General features: G+C 37.8%; 20 protein-coding genes and 1 other RNA gene. 8 read left to right on the top strand and 13 right to left on the bottom strand.

The annotated features are described in order from the left end of the window. Positions 1–151: 151 nt before the first annotated feature. The 4 genes from fsa to C3K47_RS12565 all read right to left on the bottom strand — a co-directional run bounded on the left by fsa (position 152) and on the right by C3K47_RS12565 (position 2,272). Positions 152–817 (bottom strand): fructose-6-phosphate aldolase, encoded by a 666-nt coding sequence (fsa, locus tag C3K47_RS12580; RefSeq protein ID WP_103789492.1) that lies wholly within the window; start codon positions 815–817, stop codon positions 152–154. An 89-nt stretch (positions 818–906) separates the two neighbouring features. After that, an RNA gene (ffs, locus tag C3K47_RS12575) (signal recognition particle sRNA small type) lies at positions 907–1,000 on the bottom strand. 71 nt (positions 1,001–1,071) lie between these two features. Beyond that, the gene (locus C3K47_RS12570) at positions 1,072–1,737 is read right to left on the bottom strand and encodes a YdeI/OmpD-associated family protein (protein WP_103789491.1); all 666 of its coding nucleotides are present in this window, start codon (positions 1,735–1,737) and stop codon (positions 1,072–1,074) included. Positions 1,738–1,741: 4 nt separating this feature from the next. Then, positions 1,742–2,272, bottom strand: a complete 531-nt coding sequence (locus C3K47_RS12565; RefSeq protein ID WP_103789490.1) for a TrmH family RNA methyltransferase — start codon at positions 2,270–2,272, stop codon at positions 1,742–1,744. 181 nt (positions 2,273–2,453) lie between these two features. Here C3K47_RS12565 and ygiD point away from each other — a divergent pair, with 181 nt between their 5' ends. Beyond that, positions 2,454–3,272 (top strand): 4,5-DOPA-extradiol-dioxygenase, encoded by an 819-nt coding sequence (gene ygiD / locus C3K47_RS12560; protein ID WP_103789618.1) that lies wholly within the window; start codon positions 2,454–2,456, stop codon positions 3,270–3,272. Positions 3,273–3,295: 23 nt separating this feature from the next. On the opposite strand, the gene C3K47_RS12555 is transcribed toward ygiD, so the two are convergent. Then, the gene (locus tag C3K47_RS12555; RefSeq protein ID WP_103789489.1) at positions 3,296–4,153 is read right to left on the bottom strand and encodes a hypothetical protein; all 858 of its coding nucleotides are present in this window, start codon (positions 4,151–4,153) and stop codon (positions 3,296–3,298) included. Between the two features lie 206 nt (positions 4,154–4,359). Between C3K47_RS12555 and C3K47_RS12550 the strand changes: the two genes are divergently transcribed. Then, a complete protein-coding gene (locus C3K47_RS12550; RefSeq protein ID WP_317043031.1) occupies positions 4,360–4,659 on the top strand; it encodes a four helix bundle protein in 300 nt (99 codons plus the stop codon). Positions 4,660–4,843: 184 nt separating this feature from the next. Continuing rightward, positions 4,844–7,465 (top strand): DNA mismatch repair protein MutS, encoded by a 2,622-nt coding sequence (mutS, locus tag C3K47_RS12545; protein ID WP_394341685.1) that lies wholly within the window; start codon positions 4,844–4,846, stop codon positions 7,463–7,465. 60 nt (positions 7,466–7,525) lie between these two features. Here mutS and C3K47_RS12540 read toward each other — a convergent pair whose 3' ends face one another. Next, positions 7,526–9,097 carry a M28 family metallopeptidase gene (locus tag C3K47_RS12540; protein WP_103789488.1) on the bottom strand — a complete coding sequence of 524 codons (1,572 nt, stop codon included), beginning with the start codon at positions 9,095–9,097 and terminating at the stop codon, positions 7,526–7,528. Positions 9,098–9,232: 135 nt separating this feature from the next. Then, positions 9,233–10,267, bottom strand: a complete 1,035-nt coding sequence (locus C3K47_RS12535; protein ID WP_103789487.1) for a TolB family protein — start codon at positions 10,265–10,267, stop codon at positions 9,233–9,235. A 27-nt stretch (positions 10,268–10,294) separates the two neighbouring features. Here C3K47_RS12535 and C3K47_RS12530 point away from each other — a divergent pair, with 27 nt between their 5' ends. Then, positions 10,295–10,870 (top strand): C40 family peptidase, encoded by a 576-nt coding sequence (locus tag C3K47_RS12530; protein WP_103789486.1) that lies wholly within the window; start codon positions 10,295–10,297, stop codon positions 10,868–10,870. Positions 10,871–10,918: 48 nt separating this feature from the next. Next, positions 10,919–11,413, top strand: a complete 495-nt coding sequence (locus tag C3K47_RS12525; protein ID WP_103789485.1) for a YdeI/OmpD-associated family protein — start codon at positions 10,919–10,921, stop codon at positions 11,411–11,413. Positions 11,414–11,419: 6 nt separating this feature from the next. On the opposite strand, the gene C3K47_RS12520 is transcribed toward C3K47_RS12525, so the two are convergent. The 4 genes from C3K47_RS12520 to rnhA form a co-directional block, all read right to left on the bottom strand. Next, the gene (locus tag C3K47_RS12520) at positions 11,420–11,881 is read right to left on the bottom strand and encodes a cupin domain-containing protein (protein WP_103789484.1); all 462 of its coding nucleotides are present in this window, start codon (positions 11,879–11,881) and stop codon (positions 11,420–11,422) included. Between the two features lie 117 nt (positions 11,882–11,998). Continuing rightward, positions 11,999–14,281 carry a TonB-dependent receptor gene (locus C3K47_RS12515; protein ID WP_103789483.1) on the bottom strand — a complete coding sequence of 761 codons (2,283 nt, stop codon included), beginning with the start codon at positions 14,279–14,281 and terminating at the stop codon, positions 11,999–12,001. 194 nt (positions 14,282–14,475) lie between these two features. After that, a complete protein-coding gene (locus C3K47_RS12510; protein WP_243392547.1) occupies positions 14,476–15,756 on the bottom strand; it encodes an MATE family efflux transporter in 1,281 nt (426 codons plus the stop codon). A gap of 49 nt (positions 15,757–15,805) precedes the next feature. Further along, positions 15,806–16,267 carry a ribonuclease HI gene (rnhA, locus tag C3K47_RS12505; protein WP_103789481.1) on the bottom strand — a complete coding sequence of 154 codons (462 nt, stop codon included), beginning with the start codon at positions 16,265–16,267 and terminating at the stop codon, positions 15,806–15,808. Positions 16,268–16,654: 387 nt separating this feature from the next. Between rnhA and C3K47_RS12500 the strand changes: the two genes are divergently transcribed. The 3 genes from C3K47_RS12500 to miaA all read left to right on the top strand — a co-directional run bounded on the left by C3K47_RS12500 (position 16,655) and on the right by miaA (position 19,809). Beyond that, positions 16,655–17,962: a BamA/TamA family outer membrane protein gene (locus C3K47_RS12500; protein WP_103789480.1), complete on the top strand. Its 1,308-nt coding sequence runs from the start codon at positions 16,655–16,657 to the stop codon at positions 17,960–17,962. Positions 17,963–18,043: 81 nt separating this feature from the next. Further along, positions 18,044–18,889, top strand: coding sequence for a hypothetical protein (locus C3K47_RS12495; protein ID WP_103789479.1), 846 nt, complete (start codon positions 18,044–18,046; stop codon positions 18,887–18,889). Beyond that, complete coding sequence (gene miaA / locus C3K47_RS12490; protein WP_103789478.1) at positions 18,889–19,809, top strand: tRNA (adenosine(37)-N6)-dimethylallyltransferase MiaA; 921 nt, start codon at positions 18,889–18,891, stop codon at positions 19,807–19,809. Before C3K47_RS12495 ends, miaA begins: the two co-directional genes overlap by 1 nt. An 11-nt stretch (positions 19,810–19,820) precedes the next feature. Here the strand turns inward: miaA and C3K47_RS12485 are convergent, their stop codons facing one another. Then, positions 19,821–20,597, bottom strand: a complete 777-nt coding sequence (locus C3K47_RS12485) for an enoyl-CoA hydratase/isomerase family protein (protein ID WP_103789477.1) — start codon at positions 20,595–20,597, stop codon at positions 19,821–19,823. Further along, positions 20,598–22,688, bottom strand: coding sequence for a ComEC/Rec2 family competence protein (locus tag C3K47_RS12480; protein WP_103789476.1), 2,091 nt, complete (start codon positions 22,686–22,688; stop codon positions 20,598–20,600).

Genomic DNA, 22,688 nt, shown 5'->3' with positions numbered 1-22,688 from the left:
AACTGATCAACCTGAGTAGTGCTCGGTGAAATTCCTTGTCTTCCATAATTTATAACAATGAAAATAAATTTTCACATATGACTTAAAAAGAAAAGGTCGATTCATTACGAATCGACCTTTTTAATTATATAAACTTATAATAAAAACAGGCTTATTTAACTGTAGCTGCTGCTTTAGCGTGATCAGCTAAAAACTGCTGCAAACCGATATCGGTTAAAGGGTGTTTTAATAAAGCTTTGATAGCCGAAAGAGGTCCGGTCATAACATCAGAACCAATTTTAGCACACTCAATAATATGCATTGGGTGACGAACCGAAGCTGATAAAATTTGAGTTTCGAAACCATAGTTATCGTAAATCAAACGGATATCTTCAATTAACTGTAAACCGTCAGTTGAAATATCATCTAAACGACCTAAGAAAGGTGATACGTAAGTTGCGCCTGCTTTAGCAGCCAATAATGCCTGACCAGCAGAGAAAACCAAAGTACAGTTTGTGCGGATACCTTTTTTAGAGAAGTATTTTAATGCTTTAACACCGTCGGCAATCATTGGAACTTTAACAACGATTTTTTTGTCGATGGCAGCTAAACGCTCGCCTTCTTCAATCATACCTTCAAAATCAGTAGCAATTACTTCGGCACTTACATTATCATCAACTAAATCACAAATAGCTTTGTAGTGAGCCATTACATTATCGTCGCCGGTGATACCTTCTTTAGCCATTAATGAAGGGTTAGTAGTAACACCGTCTAATACTCCTAAATCTTGAGCTTCTTTAATTTGCGCCAAATTGGCTGTATCGATGAAAAACTTCATTATTTAATTAAGATATGAGATTTTGCAAATAGAATTTTAAGAATTGTTGGGGTGAGGATTTTTGACTTGCCCTAAAATAAAAAAATGGGTAAGCACCTTATATCGCACCGCTACAACCATCTACCCTTGCTTCCTTCCGAACCTGGGGGAGTTCAACGGGAGCTGGTCGTACAAGACTTACCCGGCACAAAAGTACGTTTTTTTACTAATTCTGCTAATAAATTTTAAAAAAAGCCTTTTTATCGGCTAAGTGACTATTTATCAGTGGGGTTTTTCTTTCCAAGCACCAGCTTTTCCACTGCTTTTTCTATACGGGCAACCCTGGTTTTATCTTGCTTGGCCGTTAAAATCCAAAGAACATATTCCTTTTTATTGGTATAAGATAGCTTTTCGAAATTGTTAATGGATGAGGCCTCAGCTTCCATGGCTGTTTTTAGATCAGGTGGAAGTGTGATCGTTTTGGTTTGAACATTGATAAATTCGGAATAATCATTCTGTTCAATCTTTTCGTTAGAAATTTCCGAACGCTTAACCTGCGATGCCGGTTTGAAACGTAAGGCGGTCCAGGTATCGTCAATTGACGCCGCAGCAACACCTTGTAAACCATATTGCTCGAGTTCCTGCCAGCTTTCCATCATGCCCAAATCCGATTCAATGCCTGAACTTTTCTTCGGATAGCAGATCCAAAAAACAGTATCAGGTCGTAATGTTTTTGAAACCTCCTTTAATTCCTGAACCAATTCCAAACGGTTCTTTATAAAAAGCTGAACAACGTCAAACGTACCTTTTACTTCAAAACTCAGAACAGTATTTTCGGGCAAAGGTTCAATGCTGGCTGCATAATTTGCAGGGGCATTAACTAGTAAAATGTTGCTACCGACTTTTATCTGAAGTTTTTTGTGAAGCGGATGTTCGGGCATGCTATTAATATTTAAGTTTCAGACTAAAATCCCAACCAACAATTCCCATGCTCACTACAATGTTAAAAGAGTGTTTGGTGCCAAACTGAGGAATTTCAATACAGCCATCAACCAGTTTCATTACTTCATCACCCACTCCATTTACTTCGTTTCCAAAGATCAATGCATATTTTTTCTCTTTAGAAGGTTTGAATTCTTGCAGCATGGTGCTGTTTTCGGCTTGCTCAATGGCTAGAACTTCATAACCCTCAGTGTGTAGATCTGCAACAGCTTCTTCGGTGCTTTGAAAATAGTACCAATCCACTGATTGGGTAGCGCCAAGAGCTGTTTTTTCAATTTCGCGATGGGGTGGCTGCGCCGTAATTCCGCATAAATAAATACCCTCTAAAGCAAATGCATCAGAGGTTCTGAAAATAGAACCAATGTTGTTCATGCTTCGCACATTGTCTAAAACGATGACAATAGGCAATTTATCCTGTTCCTTAAATTCTTCTACGCTTACACGGTTCAGTTCATCAAGCTTAAGTTTCCGCATTTTAAATTTTTATGATTGGGCAAAGGTAATAAGATTTGAGATTTGAGATTTGAGATTTGAGATTTGAGATTTGAGATTTGAGATTTGAGATTTGAGATTTGAGATTTGAGATTTACCGCGGTCAAAATTAAATGTTATAACATATAATTTGTATCTTTGTGAAACAACAATGGTAACTAATATGGAAAGCTTAAAAAATTGGGCGAAACCGTTTTTGACTCAACGTTCAAATGATATAATGCCGGCTTTATTTGTAGGGCACGGCAGTCCGATGAATGCCATAACCGACAATGAATACACACAGGCCTGGAGTGCTATAGGTTCATCAATGGAAAAACCCAAAGCTATCCTGGTTGTTTCAGCGCATTGGTTAACCTACGGCACGCATGTTACAGCAATGGAAAAGCCTCGGACTATTCATGATTTCGGTGGCTTTCCCCGTCCATTGTTTGAGGTACAGTATCCGGCGCCCGGTAGTCCCGAAATGGCTGAAGAAACCAAACAGCATGTTAAGCTGGCCCAAATTCAGCTCGATCATGAATGGGGATTGGATCACGGAACATGGTCGGTATTAGTTAAGATGTTTCCTAAGGCAGATATTCCTGTTTTCCAGTTAAGCATTGATTATTCAAAACCCTTGAGCTGGCATTATGAACTGGCAAAAGAATTGGCTTTTCTTCGTTCAAAGGGTGTTCTAATAATGGGAAGCGGAAATATTGTCCATAACCTTCGAATGGTTGATTTCCAGGGAAAAGGAGGTTATGATTGGGCCGTAGACTTTGATGAAACTGCTAAAAAATTGTTGCTGGAAAACAATCACCAGGAGTTGATTCAATTCGAAAAGCTAGGAAAGGAAGCATTGTTATCAATACCAACTACCGAACATTTCATTCCATTGATCTATACCATGGCACTAAAGAACGAAAATGAGCAGGTTTCATTCCCAATTGAGGGCTTGGATCTTGGCTCTATTTCAATGCGATCAGTATTGTTTAACTAAAAAATACTAGTCTCATTTATCTACTACGGAAGATCAGGTGTTCTTGTGAACGTAAAATAAACATAAGTGTTTATCCGAGCACCCAAGGTAGTTCCGGGTTCAAACTTAATCTTGTTTTCAACAAAGTGCTTAATATACTTATAAGTGGCTGGTAAAATTTCTTCGCCTCCCCAAGCCATTAAACCCACATCAAAAGAACCGATCTGGCCATTTTCTCTTACAATGAACTTACCTGAGTACAAATGTTGATTTTTAACATCGGCATTGTATTCGGTGATTTTAAATTCCATACGTCCATCATCTGAAACAGCGGTATCAATTTTGGTAAATCCATCCAGTGATCTGGCTATTGGCTGTTTTTCGGCTGAAAAAAAGTAGTTGGGTGATCTTTTACAGGAATCACTTAACTTTTTCAAAAACAGGGTATCATTTTTAGTAAGCGTTAGAAGACCAGCTAAGGTTTCTTTATCGGTTTTCTTAAATGTTTTTTCACTAACAAACATTAGGTGATGGGGTTTATTGATCGAATCACCTCTGTTTGGAATATATTCAAGCACAAGCGTATCGGTTTTAATTTTGATGATACGGTATTTGTACTTATCCCATTTCATAATTGAGTCTGGGCGAACGAAAATATTACGGTAATAATCTTTTGGTGTTTTAACGGTCGCATAACCATTTTCGTCAATAAACATCAACCAGTCGGCCTTGTAACGTTCACCGTAGGTACTGAATAAACCGCCTTTTAAATTACAGCGTTTAATTTCAATCCAATTGTTATTCAACGTTTTTCTAAAGGAAGCATCCTTATCTTCTTGATTTGAAGAGCAAGCAGCCATACCTAAAGAAATAATTATAAGCGCAAAGTGAAAAAATTTCATGGCGCCGAAAATAATAATTTCCGACAAATAGTTGGCAGTCTGCAGTCTGCAGTCTCCAGTCTCCAGTCAGTGGCTACCAACTGGCAGTACGTTGTAATGTTTTCGGAATTCAGTAAATTAACTAGTATATCATCTTACTTATTACCTATGGGAAAATATAAAGAATTGGCAGTTTATAAAACGTCATTTGATTTGGCAATGGATGTATTTTATTTAAGAACTTTCCAAAAGAAGAGATTTATAGTTTAACAGATCAAATCAGAAGAAATTCACGATCTACCAATATTAATATTATTGAGGCTTATAGAAAACGAAAATATACCAATCATTTTGTAAGTAAACTTACTGACGCCGATAAGGAAAATAGTGAAACTCAGGGATGGCTTGAGTTTGCAAAGGCATGTTGTTATATCGGCGATGATGAATTCATGAGATTAAATTCAAAATGCTTAGAAACAGGTAGGTTGATAGTCTTTATGATAAGAAACCCTGAGAAATTCTCTTAAAGAATTATCAGGTGCTTACATCTAACTGCCTACTGCCGACTGTCTACAGCCGATCGCCGACTGTGTACTGTTGATTGCAGACTGTCCACAGACTACTGGCAACCGTTTATAACAAATTGTGAAAAACTCAATGTTGTCTAAGCAGTTAAACCTGCTTATTTTCGCTGTCTTAAATTAAAAACACTTGGCAAAAGGAAAAGACGGTAAGGAAACGCCTTTAATGGCGCAATACAACCAGATAAAAGGTAAATATCCGGGTGCAATTTTATTGTTTCGCGTAGGTGATTTCTATGAAACCTTCGGTGAAGACGCAATAAAAGCTTCGGAAATATTAGGTATTACGCTTACCAAACGTGCCAATGGTTCAGCCTCACACATAGAATTAGCTGGCTTTCCCCATCATTCGCTCGATACTTATTTGCCAAAATTGGTTCGTGCAGGACAAAGAGTGGCTATTTGTGATCAGCTTGAAGACCCGAAAACTGTAAAAACAATTGTAAAGCGCGGAGTGACCGAAATGGTTTCTCCGGGTGTGGCTTATAACGAGAATATACTTAACAATAAGACCAATAATTACCTTGCGGCTGTCCATTTTGATAAGGAGATTTTGGGAATTGCCTTGCTGGATATTTCTACAGGAGAATTTTTAACGGCGCAAGGCGAAGCCGATTATATCGATAAATTGCTGCAAAGCTTCCGACCTTCGGAGGTTATCTTTTCAAAGTCAAAATCACGTGATTTTGTAAGTCAGTTTGGCGATAAGTTTTACACGTTTAACATTGATGATTGGGTTTTTGGCTTTGACTATGCACATGAGACCCTGTTAAAACATTTCGGAACGGTTTCTTTAAAAGGTTTTGGTATTGAGAATCTGCCTCAGGGCATTATCGCAGCTGGAGCCTGTTTGCATTATATTTTCGAAGCGGAACATCGCAACGTGCAGCACATTGCTCAAATTTCGAGAATAGAAGAAGATCGCTACGTTTGGCTGGATCGGTTCACCATTCGCAATCTCGAATTGATCTATTCGCCCAATGAAGGGGCAACACCATTAATTTCCATCCTTGATCAAACCAATACCCCAATGGGAGCCCGTTTGCTTCGCAAATGGATGGTGATGCCATTGAAGGAAAAAGTATTGATTGAAGAACGATTGAATGTTGTTCAGCATTTAACAAGTGATGCTACATTATCAGCAGATCTTCAATCGAAGCTAAAACCAATTGGCGATTTAGAACGGTTAATCTCGAAAGTAGCCTTGCAGAAAGCCAATCCACGTGAACTGGTTCAGTTGGGAAGGGCCTTGGCAGCAATTGCTGAGGTTAAAACTGTTGCAGAAAGTACTGGTCAGGATAGTCTTTGTAAGATTGCCGATCAGCTTAACCCCTGCAAATTCATCAAAGAAAAAATTGAGCAGGAGCTGAATCAGGAACCACCGGTTTTGATTCAAAAAGGAGGTGTTATCGCACCGGGCGTTCATGAGGAGTTGGATCAGTTGCGTAAAATTGCTTTCAGCGGAAAAGATTATTTGCTGGATATGCAGCGTCGTGAAAGCGAAATTACCGGCATTCCATCGTTGAAAATCGCCTTTAATAACGTCTTTGGCTATTATTTAGAAGTAACACATACGCATAAGGACAAGGTTCCGACTGAATGGATCCGCAAGCAAACTTTGGTTAATGCCGAGCGATACATCACTCCGGAATTAAAAGAGTACGAAGAAAAGATACTAGGGGCTGAAGAAAAGATCTTTGCTCTTGAAAATAAGCTGTATTCGGATTTATTGATGAGCATGTCGGAATATATCCGACCAATTCAGGTAAACGCTTTAGCAATTGCCCAATTGGATGTTTTATTAAGCTTTGCAATTACCGCAGTAAAAAATAACTATTGTCGTCCGGAAATGGTGGATGACAATGTTATCGACATAAAACTTGGCCGCCATCCGGTTATTGAAAAAAGTTTGCCAATAGGTGAGCAGTATATTCCCAATGATGTGTTGCTGGATGATGAAAATCAACAGATCATTATGATCACCGGTCCGAATATGGCGGGTAAATCAGCTTTGCTTCGTCAAACAGCATTAATTGTGTTGATGTCGCAAATAGGAAGTTTTGTTCCTGCCAAAGGAGCAAGGTTAGGGATCACCGATAAAATATTTACAAGGGTGGGTGCTTCGGATAATCTTTCATCAGGCGAATCAACCTTTATGGTGGAGATGAATGAAACGGCTAGTATTTTGAATAACCTTTCTAACCGGAGTTTAGTACTACTAGATGAAATTGGTCGCGGTACCAGTACCTACGACGGTATTTCTATTGCCTGGTCAATTGCCGAATATATTCATAACGATCCTAAGTCTAGGGCTAAAACTTTATTTGCCACCCATTATCATGAATTAAATGAGATGGAAGGGGAATTTGAACGGATCAAGAACTTTAATGTTTCCATTAAAGAGATCGACAATAAAGTGATATTTCTTCGCAAACTAGTTCCGGGAGGTAGCGAACATAGTTTTGGTATTCATGTAGCCCGTATGGCCGGGATGCCGCCAAAAGTTGTTCGCAAGGCCGAAGAAGTGTTGAAGAAGTTGGAAGACGAACGCAGTTCGGGTGAAGGAGCTGCAAGTATCAGAAACGGCGTAAAAAAAATAAAGAAATCAGACCAAATGCAATTGAATATCTTTTCGCTCGACGACCCGATTTTGATCAAGATCAGGGATTCACTCGCTGATTTGGATGTAAACGTGTTGACTCCGGTGGAGGCGCTGATTAAGTTGAATGAGATTCAGAAGCTGATAAAGTAATTGAAGAGATAAGCAAAAGCAAAAACTCCCGTCATATTATGGCGGGAGTTTTTTAGTTTATTACTTGCTGCCGGTAGCTTTTTCTGTTGCTTTTGGCAATTCTTTTCTTGGCATTTTAGCCTCGCGAACAGCCGTATTGTAAACAAAAGCGGCCATAATTATGGAAGCTTGCTTTAAGTCTTCAGCGGACAGGCGGTCATAAGTATCCATATTGGTATGGTGGGTACGTGTGCCGTAATCCATCTCATCTTGTATAAATTGAAAGCCGGGTAGTCCGAGGGCATCATACGAAAGGTGATCAGTTCCGCCGGTGTTGCTTAAGGTAACAGTGCTTGCGCCTAGATTGGCAAATGGCTCTAACCATTTGCTGAAAATGGGCATAATGGCTTTGTTTCCTTGAGTGTAAATACCACGGATCTTTCCGGTGCCATTATCCAGGTTATAATAAGCAGAAAGCTTTTGATGCTCAGGCATTAAGGTCATGGTTGTCTTATCTCCAAAATGTTGTTTAACGTAACCCTTCGAGCCAAACAAGCCCTGCTCTTCCGATGACCATAAAGCAACTCTGATCGTTCTTTTGGGTTTCAGATCCAATGATTTAATGATACGAACAGCTTCCATTACAACAGCGCTTCCCGCAGCATTATCGGTTGCCCCGGTGGCGGCAAACCATGAATCCAAGTGAGCGCCAAGCATTACAACTTCATCTTTCAGTACTGGATCGGTTCCGGGGATTTCGGCTATGACGTTATAACCTTTCAAATCATCCTGTATAAATTTGGTTTTAGTATCGATCTCCAGTTCTACAGGAATATTAGCGTTCAATAAACGGATCATTCGTTGGTAGTGCTCGGCCGAAACTTCCATTTCCGGAAGGGTAGGCTTAGCATCAACTGCGTAGGAGGCTCCATTGCTGGTAAAATAAGTTCCGGTATTTCCACGACCGTAGCTGATGATCATAGCCGCCTTTTCGTTCAAACAAAATTCACGGAACTTGTTCTGCATGGTATTACGGGCACGGTAATCCTGAATCGCCTTAGGAGAATAAGTGTCTTTTGCGGCAGGGTTCGCTTCAGCATAAGAAGCCATTTTTTCAAGATCTTCGTCGGTATAGCGTTTTGCATCAGCCTCAAAACCAATTTTAATGGTGCTGGGTACATCCATTATTACAATTCGGCCTTTCAGTTGACCTGCATATTTTACAAAATCGCTATCCGACTTAATTTTAACCAACATTACATTACCCTTAATTTGCTTATTGGTTCCATTGGTCCATGCTTTTGGTGAACCAATCATTACCTGGTAATAAGGTTTAGTCATGGCGATATATGATTTTTCAATCTCCCAACCACGGCCAAATTCACCCCATTCTTCTTTATGAGGGTTTATTAATCCCCACTGTTTAAAGGTTTCAACAGCCCAGTTTTGAGCATTTTTTAAACCGGTTGAATTCGATAGACGAGGCCCTGAAACATCGGTCAGGTAAAAGGCAATGTCCATTACTTTCGAATGGTTCATTCCTTCATTTCTGATTTTGTCGATCACTTCCAGATCGACTTTTTCGTCCTGTGCAAAAGCCGTGGATAAACCGGTGATGAACAGGAACATGGTTAATTTGTAAACTTTCTTCATATATATTGTGGATTGTAAATCTTAAACTTAAATGGAATACACAAAAAGTAGTGTAACAATTTTGTATCCATGAAAAAAACAAAAGGTACAAGCTTTAGCTCGTACCTTTTGTTGATAGCTTATTGTGACAAGTTCTTAGTTAACAATCATTTGCGGATTAATAATACTGAAATTACTTCCCTGGTAAATGATCGAAAAGCCGGTACCATCAGATTTTATACGTGCAATGCAAGAATTACCGGTTAAACCTGGGCGGTACTGAAAATAGATATAGCCATCTTCAGCTCCCATAGTATTGGTTTTAACCGATTTATCGGTTTTTAAATCGTATGATTTTCCACTAATGTTTACCAATTGCAAATCAACATACTCAACTTCATTTACGCAGCCAGGCGAAATGCTGTAAGCAATGTGTTCACTATCATTCAAAAAACAGGGTCTGCCATCAAGATATTCGTTTGAAGTTAATTTACGTTCGTTTTTAATTTTTTGGCTTGCCGAATCAATCTGAGAGACATAGATCTCCATAAACTTCGTCGGACATAAACTGTAGGGTGTTCCGGTTGGCAGGGCAGAATAGGCAATGTATTTACCATTTGGTGAAAATACAGGATCAGAAAAGGAGGTTGAGCGTGTGCTAAGCTGAACCGGCTTTTTTCCAACAGAATCTGTTAAAAACAGATGCCAATGGTTACGGTTGAAATCATCTTTATCACTAATTTCTGCCGCCATTATAAGGTGTTTCCCATCCGGTGACCAACTTGCGGAGCTTTGTGCCCGCCATTTATTATCACTTAATCCAATTAGCTTTTGTCCATTGCCTCCATCCATATTAAACAGCCAAAGCTCGGAGTTCCGTGAATTGTTATCTTTTATAATTAGTCCTTTTGCAGCTCGGTAACAAAGGAATTTTTTCTTGTCAGGAGCTACTTTTATACCCCAATAGTTAAAGGCATCATCCTGGGTGAGTCTGATTTCTGCCGAATCGGTTTTTTTATAGATCTGATAAGTACCGGTTTTATTCGAACTATAGTACAAGGCTTTGTTGGCTTCTAGAGGGATATCTACCAGGGTTTTGGGTTCTGCTTTTTGTGCCTTCAGTTGAAATGTGGAAATTAAAAAACAAGAAATTAAACTGAACTGCGCTATTTTCACGTTGATTTTGCTCATGAATCAAAAATATTAATTAGATCTAGAATGAAAAACGTTAAAACCAAACTGTACGTATTTATTTGCTTAATTTCTTTTTCAGCCTGTTCTACTAAAAAGAATGTTAGTAATACCCATCTCAAACCGAACTCAAATCAATCTGTTACCGAGTTAAATGCTTCAAATTATTCAACAGTTAAAGACAAGTATATTATAGGTTATTATGCACAAGAGTTAGGAGTAAAGGAAAATGAGCTTAATAATGTGTTATTATTCCGATTTATTGATGAATGGATGGGAGTGCCTTACCGTATTGGTGGAATGACAAAATCAGGGATCGATTGCTCGGGTTTTACCAACCTTTTATACAAAAATGTTTACCATCTTGTAATTCCGAGAACAACCGGAGAAATTTATAAAGAACTTGATGTAAAACCTTATACCAGCTTAAAAGAAGGGGATGTGGTGCTTATGAATTACGATGGGAAGAAAAATTCACATGTTGGTGTTTATCTTAAAAATGGCCGATTTGTACACGCTTCAACCAGCAAAGGTGTAATGATCAGTGATTTTAACCAAGCTTGGTATCAAAAGGCCTATAGTGCCGGTGGGGAAGTGAAGTAAAGTTTGATTTTAGAATTTAGATTTACGATTTATAGTAATAAAATTCTGATGGCGTCTCTCAATCTTATTATTGATAGTACCGTGCAGCTTCAAAGGTTTCCGATGAAGGGCGGCTGGACCTTTGCCCCAATTGAACTTGAAGTGGTTAATACCAAACCTTTTAATTATTTAAAGGTAAAGGGATTTATCGATGAGTATGAAATAGTTGAAAGCCATCTGATGCCGCTGGGTAATGGCAAATTGTTCCTGCCGGTTAAAGCTGAAATTCGAAAGAAGATCAAGAAGGAAGTAGGAGATTGGGTAAAGCTTGTGCTCTATAAGTTCTTGGATATTGATGTCTCAACTGATACTTTTTTGGAATGTTTAGAAGACGACCCGGTTGCCTGGTCCAAATTTCAACAGTTTACCAGTGAGGAGCGATCTCACTATGTTCAATGGATATTTTCATCAGCATCCGAGGAAATTCAAATTCAACGAATGGCAAGTGCCATTAATAATATAGCCCAGGGAATTAAATTGCCAAAGCCTGGTAAGAAGAAATAAATTTAGTTAATCAAGAAAATTTGGAGGATAAAACCGTATTCCATACTTTTTCTCACCAATGGATCTTGCTTCCTCTGGACTAGCAACTTTGCTTATTTCTTTAAACATATTATCCAGTCCAGCCGGTATAACCGTACAAATTAATAGTGCAGTAGTGTCCGAAATATTTTTAAAAGCATGTGCACCACCTTCCAACGGAATATTTATAAAATCTCCTTTTCGGGCTAATAGTTTTCCAGATTCTGTACTAAACTCAATTTCACCTTCGGCAACATAAAAGCTTTCTTGAATCTGATCGTGCGAATGCGGGGCAGGGCCTCCATTGGAAGGTATCCTCATTTCAATTACTGCATAACTGCCATTTGTTTGTTCTCCACCTATTAGTATTCTGTATTTTCCCTTAGCTACCGAAAGTTCTTCTCCATCAGTTGTGCTAATTCTCGAAATGGTTGGGTTTGATTTTTCCATTGCTCAAGGTAAGCTTAAATTCATAATAGATTACAAGCGCGCAATTTTTTAAATAGATCGGATTATAAGTTTTTTATATCAATGATTTACAAATTCAAAGAAGTCTTATCATTCCCTTTATTTTAAATTGTATCTCACTCCTAAGAATCCTTTGATGCCCTGCATTGGTGCATAGTTATACGATGGATCAAAGGTGTAATTATACGGATTGGAGCTTGGGTTAGGACTACCATTTGACAAGAAATATTTACCTCCAGGTTGATTGAATGGATCGTCGGGATGAAGAATTGGGTTTTTAGGAAGAAAATTCAACAGGTTCTTACAACCTCCGTAAATCTCCAACCCATTTTCTAATTTCTTCGTGAGTTGCAAGTTCATGAGGTTGTACCATGGTGATTTTTCGGCTCTGTAGTCATCAGGTACCACCGGTAAATACATTGGACCGTTTACCTTCCCGGTTATATCAATTGATAATTTCCATGGATTGATGGTATAGCTCACCGCATAGGTTCCAGATAGTTTTGGTGCAAATAATTGAGGAGTGGTTTTCAGATAGCCTTCGGCATCCTTGTCTTTTTGGTAAACATCCATATAGGTTGCCCCAATCATTACCTTAAAACCATTGGTAAAACTGAAGTCGGTGTTTAAGGTTAGTCCTTTGGAGATTGCATACCCTGATAAATTATCATAAATGATCTTTTGCGGGTCAGATAAAAAGTCGCCGGTAATTTTGTTAGTAAAGTATGTGTAAAATATAGTTCCATCCAAACTAATAAAACCATTTCGATGGCTAATAAGCGTAGAGTAGTTAAAATTTGCATTCCATGAACGTTCCGGCAACAGATCATTGTTGATAACTACCTCTCTTGCACCGGTTAAGGCGGCGTGATCTTCGGTAAATAAGTTCACAACACGGTACCCATTTCCGCTACTTAATCGAAACGTATTGCGATTATTCGGCGAATATTTAAAGCTTAAGCGTGGAGTAAAAATACTGCCATGTTCATTGTGGTGGTCGTACCTTAAGCCGGCTAAAATGCTAAGCTTTTCTGAGGATTTCCATTCATCCTGAAGAAAAATTCCCGGTAAAAAAGTCTTAGCAGGAGTATTGTTTCTACTTAAAGTTTGGGTTCCACTGGTGTTGTCATCGTAATAGGTATATCGTAGAGGTAAGCCCGAAAGTAACTCATGTTTACCTAATGTTTTTGTCCAGCGTAATTGTAAAAAGGCCACCTGCTGATTCGCATAAAACTTGGTCACTCCATAATAAGAATCTTGTAAGTGATAGTTATAGGAGTAATCAATTACAAACTGTTTAGGTAGTTCAAAATTTCCTAATAATTCAAATCGGTTAGTTTTGATTGATTCGCCGTAAATACTGTCGCTACCCCGAAAGTTTTGATCCCAGTTCACCTGGCCACCCCAACGGTTTTCAAATACATAGCGAGTGGCTAAACTTGCCATGCGGTTCTGTGATAATGGAATGGTCCATTTATTAAATATGGAAGCTCGGTTTTGCAAGGTTATATCTGTGAAGTCGTCCAGGTTCTTATCGTATCGCCCCGAATAATTGAAATAATTAATGCCAACCAGGGTACTCGATTTCCCTACCTTCAGTTTTCCGGCAATGTCCGCATTGTACTCTCCATAACCTGTACCCGATAAATCAGTGTTTAATCTGGGCGAGGATGCGGGTTCTTTGGTAATGATATTTACTAAACCACCAACTGCTTCGGAGCCGTAAAGTGTAGAAGCCGGACCTTTAACCACTTCAATTCGTTTAACCATACTGTTGGGTATGCCCGATAGACCATAAACCGTTGCAAGGCTACTTACAATAGGCATTCCATCAATTAAAATCATGGTGTAGGGGCCTTCCATGCCGTTAATATGAATATCACCGGTATTGCACACATTACAGTTTAGTTGCGGTTGAACGCCGTTGATCATTCCCAATGATTCGAATATGCTTGGACTGGGGTTTTTCTTGAAAAGCGTTGGAGTATACACTTCAACAGGTATAGGAGAGTTTAATTTCGAAACTTCTTTCATCGTTCCGCTTACTACCACTTCGTTTAGTTGATGAGTAGTTTCTGTTATTAAATTGATATTGACAATAACAGTATCATTCGCTTTTACCTCTACAATTTTAAACGCATCACTATATCCAAATAAGCTATAGTACAGTTTGATTTTACCAATTGGCAAGCTATCTATTAAATAGGAACCATCTGCCGAAGAGAAAAAAGCTTTTTTAGTCCCGTTATAGCTAATCTGTACATTTTCTAAAGGTTTTTTTTCTGAACTGATTTTACCTTTTACAATCCCTGTTTGTGCATAGGTAGATGCTGCAAGAAATATAAAAGTTAGAGAAGCTAAAAAGTAGATATATCTGATCATTTGGATAATGTTTGTCCAAATGTAAATATTTTATTAGTTATGTTGAAAATAAAATTTAGGGAAGTCTAAAAATTTTAGATTTTAGATTTAAGATTGTTGATTTCAGATTACGAGTTTGGCATTGATTATTTATTCGTACATCTAAAATCGTACATCTAAAATTGAATTGCCCTTCTAAAATCGTACTTCGTACATTACTGGTATTTAGCTTTAAATTTCCAGATGGAACCAATACAACGGTAAAGCATAAAAATGGTAAAGGCCGCCCAAATGCCATAAAGCTCCATGTTTAAATGATCAAATAACCATAAGGATGGAATAAAAGCCAGGAAAGTAGAGCCAATAAGTAAGTTTCGCAAGAAAATAGCTTCACCCAAGCCTTTATAAATTGCATCAAATGAGAAGGCGAGTGCATTAATGGGTAACATCAGAATTAATATCCAGAATGTTTGGTAGAAGAATTTTAACACATGAACATCCGAAGTAAAAATTTTTCCAATATAAAAATAGCCGGCACCACAAAAGACCATAATAACCAATGCTACTACCAGCACTATTTTTGAAAGGTCAATGCCCAATAACCATAACTTTTTGAAATCTTTCGAGCCGAGTAATTTACCCGAAATGGCATTACCTGCATTTCCGTATCCATCTATCACAAAAGCTATCAGTAAAAATATGTTAGCAATAATGGCATGAGCTGCTATCTGTTCTTTCCCATATCCGGTCGCATAACGATTAGCCAGATAAAAAGAAAAATTTAGGGCCGCTGCTCTTAGAAACAGGTTGATGCTTAGACTCATCAGGTTATATAATTCCGGGTTAATAGATTTACCGGGATTGAGTTTAAAGGGTGTTTTTTTAATAAAGAAATAAATGGCCACCATGCACATTAACACTTGCGTAATTAAACTGGCGTATGCTGCCCCTTCAATATTCATTGCGGGAATAATTCCGGGAATTCCAAAGACCAATAAAATATCAAGGAAAATATGCAGGAAACCGCCAATTAATCCAATATACATTGACCAGATTGTATTTTGCAGTCCTCTGAAAACTCCGTAAAGCGTAAAAGTAATCAAGCTAAAAGGGAAGCCCCAGATCCTGATCCTAAAATAATCAACTGCATAGTTCAGAATTTTTCCGTTTGCATTGTACAGCTTAAATATTTCCACAGAAAAGTAGCGTGTAGCAATAACTACCACTGAACTCATCATTAAGCTGAAAATGAAGGTTTGTACCACCAAACTATCAAGTTCATGGAGTCGTTTTGAGCCAAGGTAGCGTGAGACAATTGAAGAAATAGCCGAACTGGTTTGGGCCAGGATCCAGGTAATGGCTGATATCAACGAAGCAGCAATACCTACTGCAGCAATTATTTCGGTTTTATCAAAAGGGATACGACCAACAATCACAAGGTCGGTAAGTGAAATAACAGGTTCAACAACACCAGCCAGTAAAGCGGGTATTGCCAATCTATTTATTTCTCTAAAGCTTATTTTATTTGTAAGGGTGGCTTCCAAACTATTTATTTAAACTTTCTTCGCGTTCAAAAACGGTATCTACAAATTCTGGTTTTTTTCCGGCTGCTACAGCTAATTCATCACAACGTTCGTTTTCTGGATGCCCGGCATGGCCGCGTATCCATTGAAACTTAACCTGATGCTTGCGGTAAACCTTTAAGAAACGTTCCCATAAGTCAGGGTTTTTCTTGTCTTTATAGCCTTTCTTCTGCCAACCAAAAACCCAGCCTTTTTCAACTGCATCCACAACATATTTCGAATCGGAATAAATGATCACCTGTTGATTATCAGCTTTTAAGGCTTCTAATCCAACAATAACCGCCAAAAGTTCCATTCGATTGTTGGTGGTCTTTCTAAACCCTGCAGAAATTTCTTTATAATGTTTTCCTGAACGCAAGATGAGTCCGTAACCTCCTGGTCCGGGATTGCCACTTGATGCGCCATCGGTAAATAGTTCAATCATTTTAAAAATTTGAAGGGCAAAAATAGCAGGATTTAGTTAGAATTTCGGTGTTCAATTGTTTTAACCCATTGATTCCTATTTTCAATTTTTCTTAATAGAATAGCTTTAACAAATTGTATTTCAAGTATTAAAACTTTAAATTAATAGTTGAAACCACAATCTATATACGCTCGATGAAAATCCCTCTGTTCAAGACCATTTGCCTGATTTTTACTATAAGTTATCTTTTGGGGATTGTTTTTTATACCCATGACAAATGTGTTGAATGTTCATGAATGTATTAATTGTCAATTGAATGCCCTTAAATTGTAATTCACCGTTTATAGTTTAAACAATTGCTTAAAATCTAAATGGTAGTCATATGTAACAATATTTACCAGTACGCTCATGATAAAAATATTCCATAAATGCTTGTTTAAAGTTAGCGCAGTGGTGCTAGTGACTGCTTGCCTTAATTTTGAAACAGGTTTAGCACAGTCAAAAACAGATTCAGTTAAAGTGAGAACAGATTCAATCAAACTTGCAACAGATTCAGCCGAATACCAAGTGAAAGATATTGGAGACGTGTTATTTAAAAAGAAGAAAGGGAAGAACCCGAAGCCGCAAAAAAATAGTTTCTTTTTGGCAATTCCTGTCATCGGATCACAACCTGCCACCGGATTTATGTTTGGGCTTACCGGACAGTATACTTTTAAAGGCCCCCGGCCAGAGGATAAGTATTCAACAGTTAACCTTAGCGCCACATACACCACAAAAAATCAGTTGCTTATAAACATGAAGAACAATGTGTTGCTTTCAGACAACAAGATTTTTTTGAGTGGTGACTGGCGTTTTTATATTTTTTCGCAACCCAATTATGGTTTAGGTACTGATATTATTCCTCCAAGGGATGAAGACCCGGATTTCAGTCTGGATGATCTGTCTGAACCGATGGATTATAACTATTTAAAATTCCATCAAACAGCATCATGGTTAGTAAGTGAACATTTTTATGTGGGGGCAGGTGTACACTTTGATGGATATTCAAGTATTGATGATAAAAAATTAGATACAGCAAATCAAATTTACACGGCTCACTATAATTATAATGTGAAATATGGATTTGATCCGAAAAATTATTCAGTGAATGGCGTTAGTCTAAACTTGCTCTTTGATTCGCGCGATAACCAGATCAACCCTAATCGCGGATGGTATGGTAATGCTAACTTTCGAATTAATCCGAAATTGGGTAAAAATCAGGCGGCAAGTAATGTCTTATTTGCAGAAATGCGCTACTTCAGGCCTTTAAGCAAACGCAACCTGCAGCATGTTTGGGGCATTTGGGCTTTTGGTCAGTTTGTTACTTCGGGTAAGGTACCTTATTTGAATTTGCCTTCCATTGGCTGGGATCAACGGAGTCGAAGCGGTAAAGGGTATACTCAAGGCGTGTTCCGAGGAGATAATATGCTTTATTTAGAAACTGAATACAGATTTCCAATTAGCAAGAATCAACTCTTCAGCGGAACCGTTTTTGGTGATTTTACCACTGCAAGTGATAAAGATAGAGGCATAAAGCTTTTTGAAACCATACAGCCTGCAGTAGGTGTAGGTTTCAGGATTTTACTGGATAAAGCTACCCGAACTAATTTGATATTTAATTATGCCTGGGCAAACCGCTCAAAAGCCTTCTATTTGAATGCAGGGGAGTCATTTTAGCTTATTTATAGCTTTTATGAGTTGCTGAATTTAAGAGATCAGTATTGATTCGAACTTCTTTTTTATTTTTGAGGATCAATAATGCATAATTTGATCTCAACCAACTTTCACGATTGGACTTCTCGCCTTGCCGCTGAAAATAATTTCAGTCTTAAGCTTTCACAAATTGAGGGTGTTTCAATCGTAATGGTCCCGGAAAAGACCGTTGCTTTTGCCTTTATCGAATTAAGAGACAATGAGATCGTTTTTAAAATGATCGAATTGTTTAACCATTTAAATAAAGGTTTTCAGTTAATTACAGTTTGGGAGGATCAATGGATCCAAAGCAATGAGGTAATTCGATCAAGAATTAGTTCTTTATTAGGCCAAACTAAACGAATCCACGGTCGCGCCACAAAAGTTAAACGCATTGACAGTCATCAGCTCAATAACTTTTTATCCATCCACCATTTAAATGTAATAACTGCAGCTAAGTATAAATATGGTCTTTTTTTTAAGGATGAACTGGTTGCCGTTGCTTCATTCAGTGCCGGAAAGCCAATGCCTTCGAGAGGGGAGAATTATCGGTCGTATGAACTGATCCGCTTTGCTAATTTTAAAGATCATACAGTAGTTGGCGGATTAAGCAAGCTGATCAAGTTTTTTATTGAGGAAGTGAAACCAAGTGATATCATGACTTATGCCGATTTGGAATGGTCGAATGGAGAAGGTTATGAGAAATTGGGATTTAAAAAAGAGGGGATAACAGAATCGCAGCAGTTTTGGGTGAAAGAAGGTGAATGGTTACGCTATTATGCTCATAAACTTCCGCATTCTGTTTTGTCGATGGCAGAATCCAATGAATCAGAAGAGCAACTCATGATACGCTTGGGTTATGTTCGCATAAAAAATCAGGGTAATTTAAAATTCCGTTTAGTGATAAAGTAATGGGCGAAACAGATTTAATAGTGATTTTGGGTCCTACGGCTTCTGGAAAAACCAGGTTAGCAGTTCGCCTGGCTTTTGAGCTTAACGGAGAAGTTATAAGTGCCGACTCTCGCCAGGTTTATAAGGATATGAACATTGGCACCGGTAAAGATCTACATGAGTTCGAAATTAATGGAACAGCTATTCCTTACCATTTAATAAATATTCGAGAAGCAGGAGAGAAGTACAATATTTTTGAATTTCAACAGGATTTTGAACGAGCATACACATCGATAAAAGCCAAAGGAAAGATAGCGGTTTTATGTGGTGGCACAGGTTTATACATCGAATCGGTTTTAAAAGATTTTCAATACACATCTGTTCCTATTGATGAAGATTTAAGGGCCGAAATGGCTGTTAAATCCAAAGAAGAACTTATTGTTATCCATCAGCAATTAACCTCTTCATATTCAGGGTTGGCTGATATATCAACGTTAAAACGGTTGATCAGGGCAATAGAGATTGGTACATACCTTAATAAAAACTCACATGATTTTCATTCCTTACCTCAGGTAAATGCAGTCATCTTCGGAATTGATATTTCCAGGGAATCGCGCCGTGAGCGCATTTCGGAGCGTTTACTCAAACGGATCAGTGAAGGTATGATCGAGGAGGTAAAGCATCTTTTAGCAAAAGGAGTTTCGATGGAAACCCTTGTTTATTACGGCCTCGAGTATAAATTTATTGCCCAATATTTAAATGCTGAACTAGATTATGAAACGATGCTGGAACGATTGGAGACGGGAATTCATCAGTTTGCCAAACGCCAAATGACCTATTTTCGCAAAATGGAACGCGACGGTTTAACGATCAATTGGATAAACGGCGAAGAACCTTTGGATGAACAGTTAAGGATTTTGGTAAAAACAATAAAACAATAAATCAATTTCCTTTACCACTTCAGCTTAGTTTTCGTTAAAAACGAATCCACGCCCTTTTTAAAATCTTCGGTACTTCTAACATGGGCATTGGTTTCTGCAGCAAATATTAAGGCCTCCTCAGTTTTCATAGATTGAACCTTTTGAATCAGATCTTTGGTAATGGCAATTGAATTGGCTGAGGTTTCATTACACATTTTTAATGCAAAGGTTTTTACTACTTCATCAAGTTCGTTGTGATCCACCATATCATTTATCAACCCTATTTCTTTTGCTTCTATGGAGGAGATCAGTCTTCCGCTTAACAAAAGGTCTTTAGCCTTTCCTTCCCCAATTTTTCTGATCAAAAATAAAGCAACAATAGCCGGAACAAAGCCAATTTTAACTTCGGTATATCCAAACTGGGCTTCGTGAGCGGAAAATACAAAATCACAAACAGTAGCCAAGCCACAGCCGCCTGCAATGGCATGGCCCTGCACTTTAGCAATGGTAATTTTACTTGAAAAATAAATGGCACTGAATAATTCACGCAGTTGATGGCTATCGGCAATATTTTCATTAACCGAATTTTGCTGTAATTTTTGGAGATAAGCCAGATCAGCACCGGCGCTAAAAACCTCGCCTTCAGCTTCCAGAACAATTACTTTTATATTAACGTCTTTTTCTGCCTTATAGATAAATTTCTTTAGCTGCTGAACCACCTCTTCATTCAAAGCGTTTCGTTTTTCAGGTCGGTTTAGCGTTATAAAGGCAATGCGATCTTCAATTGTAAATTTCACCAGTTCTTCCATCTAAATAGCTATTCTTAAGGCTGTTGATTGATAAATGTTTATGGTTTTAATACCCAGCTTTTTACACTGAAGCTCCATTTTATTGGCGTAATATTCAGCAACCGACTTGTCGATAATCAGGGTGTCGAATTCATACATGTTTATTAAATCAGAAATATTGAGGTTTTTTCTTCCACTGATCAATAAGTAATCAACTTTTAGCTTTTTTACAGGTTTAAAATACCGAAACTGATCATCAATAATGCTAATTCTTACATCATAAAACTGTATATAATTTTTATGTTTAACAAGATGTCGGGATTTTAAATTGCTACCCAACGAATCAATGTTTACTTGTGCATTTGACCGATCAACATACGGTTTAATTGAAAAGGCGTAGCTCTTTCCTAAATTTTCTTGATCAGCAATTAGTTGCAGTCGGTTTTGATTCTTACAAGCAAGGACAGTATTTCCTTTGATTGAAAATATTAACAACTCATTTTCCTGAAATTTCATCAGGTTTTCGAGGTTGAAAGAAATGATAAAACTGATGATCAAAATAAAGGTTAGGTTCCATGCTGCTTTGGATTTTTCCGATAAACGATAGCCAATGGTAATTATAATTAAGGTTAAGAGTAATAAGGAATAATTGTTTATCCATATTCCATTGAAAGTTGCAAAAGGCAAATGGCTAAGCTTTAATAAGATCCAATTCATTAGGTCGATAATATTTGTTAAGCACAGTCCTATTAATCCCGCTAAACTGGGCATAAACGAAACCGAAAGAAGTAATATTCCTCCAAATAAGATGACAGTAGCTAATGGAATGACAAGAATATTGGCAATTAAAAAATAGTTGGGGAACTGGTGAAAATAATAGATCGACAAAGGAAAAGTGGCCAATTGGGCAGCTAAGGATACGCTTGTCATTGACCATACATAATTCAGCAATTTGTTTTCGGTATAAACCCAACTGTAAATTTTAGGCTGAAAATAAATAATGCCCCAAACGGCTATGTAAGAAAGCTGAAACCCTACATCGAATAACAAATAAGGATCCAACAGAAGGAGGAAAAAAACGGAAACAGCAATTGAATTATAAATATTGGTATATCGATTCGTTCCCTCGGCTACGGCAACCACACTTATCATAAAAGCGGACCGGCACACCGCCGGAGACATTCCGGTTATAAGTGCATAAAGCCAAATCAAAATTAAAACTAAAACGGTTTTGATCAGTTTACCGCGCTTAAATCGATTTAAGAATAAAAGCAGGGTATTAATGACCAGGTAAATAATGGTAACATGAAGTCCCGAAACAGAAAGGATATGCAATGTTCCCGTATTGGTAAACCCATTCACAATTTCAGGACTTAAATCGGCACGGTAGCCTAATAAAAAAGCGGCTGAAATGCCGGCATTTTCGGTTTTTGGGATGTATTTATTAAATAACTGTACACACTGTTCCCGAACCCTAATTGACCATAAAGTAAGATCGAATTTTTCCTCATGCTTAACTATTTTGTATTCCTCAGCTTGTAAATAAGTTTGATAATGAATGTTTTTAAATTGAAGGTATCTTTTGTAATCAAATTCGAAAGGGTTTTGTGGGGGAGTAGTTTCCTTAAACTTAGCTTTAATCAGTATGTATTCGTTGTAGTTAAGGTCCTTTGGTGTATTTATAGTAACCAGTAAGTTGCCTGAAGCCTGTTTTTGAACATTATTTTTTACTGCCATTACCACATTTGCCTTAAACTGTAAATTCACCCCTTTTCGGATTGGAGGGTCGGTTATCTTTACCAGCAAATAATCGGAAGAGTGGGAAGTGAAATGGTCTTTATAAACCAGTTCATTGTGTAATCCTGAAGTGCAAAATCCGGTTAAAATAAAGCTGAAATTAATAGCTAGCCCTTTATATTTTCTCCATCGGGTTTTGTTGATTTGGCGGTTAAAATGGGTAGTTAGCACTAAAATTAATATGGCGACAGTTAACAGTAACCAATAAAGTATTGCATTAAATTCAGAAAAACAGCCAGCACAAATTCCTGCCATAAATGGGAAAAGAATTCGAACAAAAGTTAACTGGCGGGTTTGTAAACGAAAACTACTCAT

This window comes from Solitalea longa, assembly GCF_002920915.1.
GTDB classification, from domain to species: domain Bacteria; phylum Bacteroidota; class Bacteroidia; order Sphingobacteriales; family Sphingobacteriaceae; genus Solitalea; species Solitalea longa.
The sequence above is the reverse complement of the archived record's forward strand: the minus strand, read 5'-3'. Positions and strand labels throughout refer to the sequence as shown.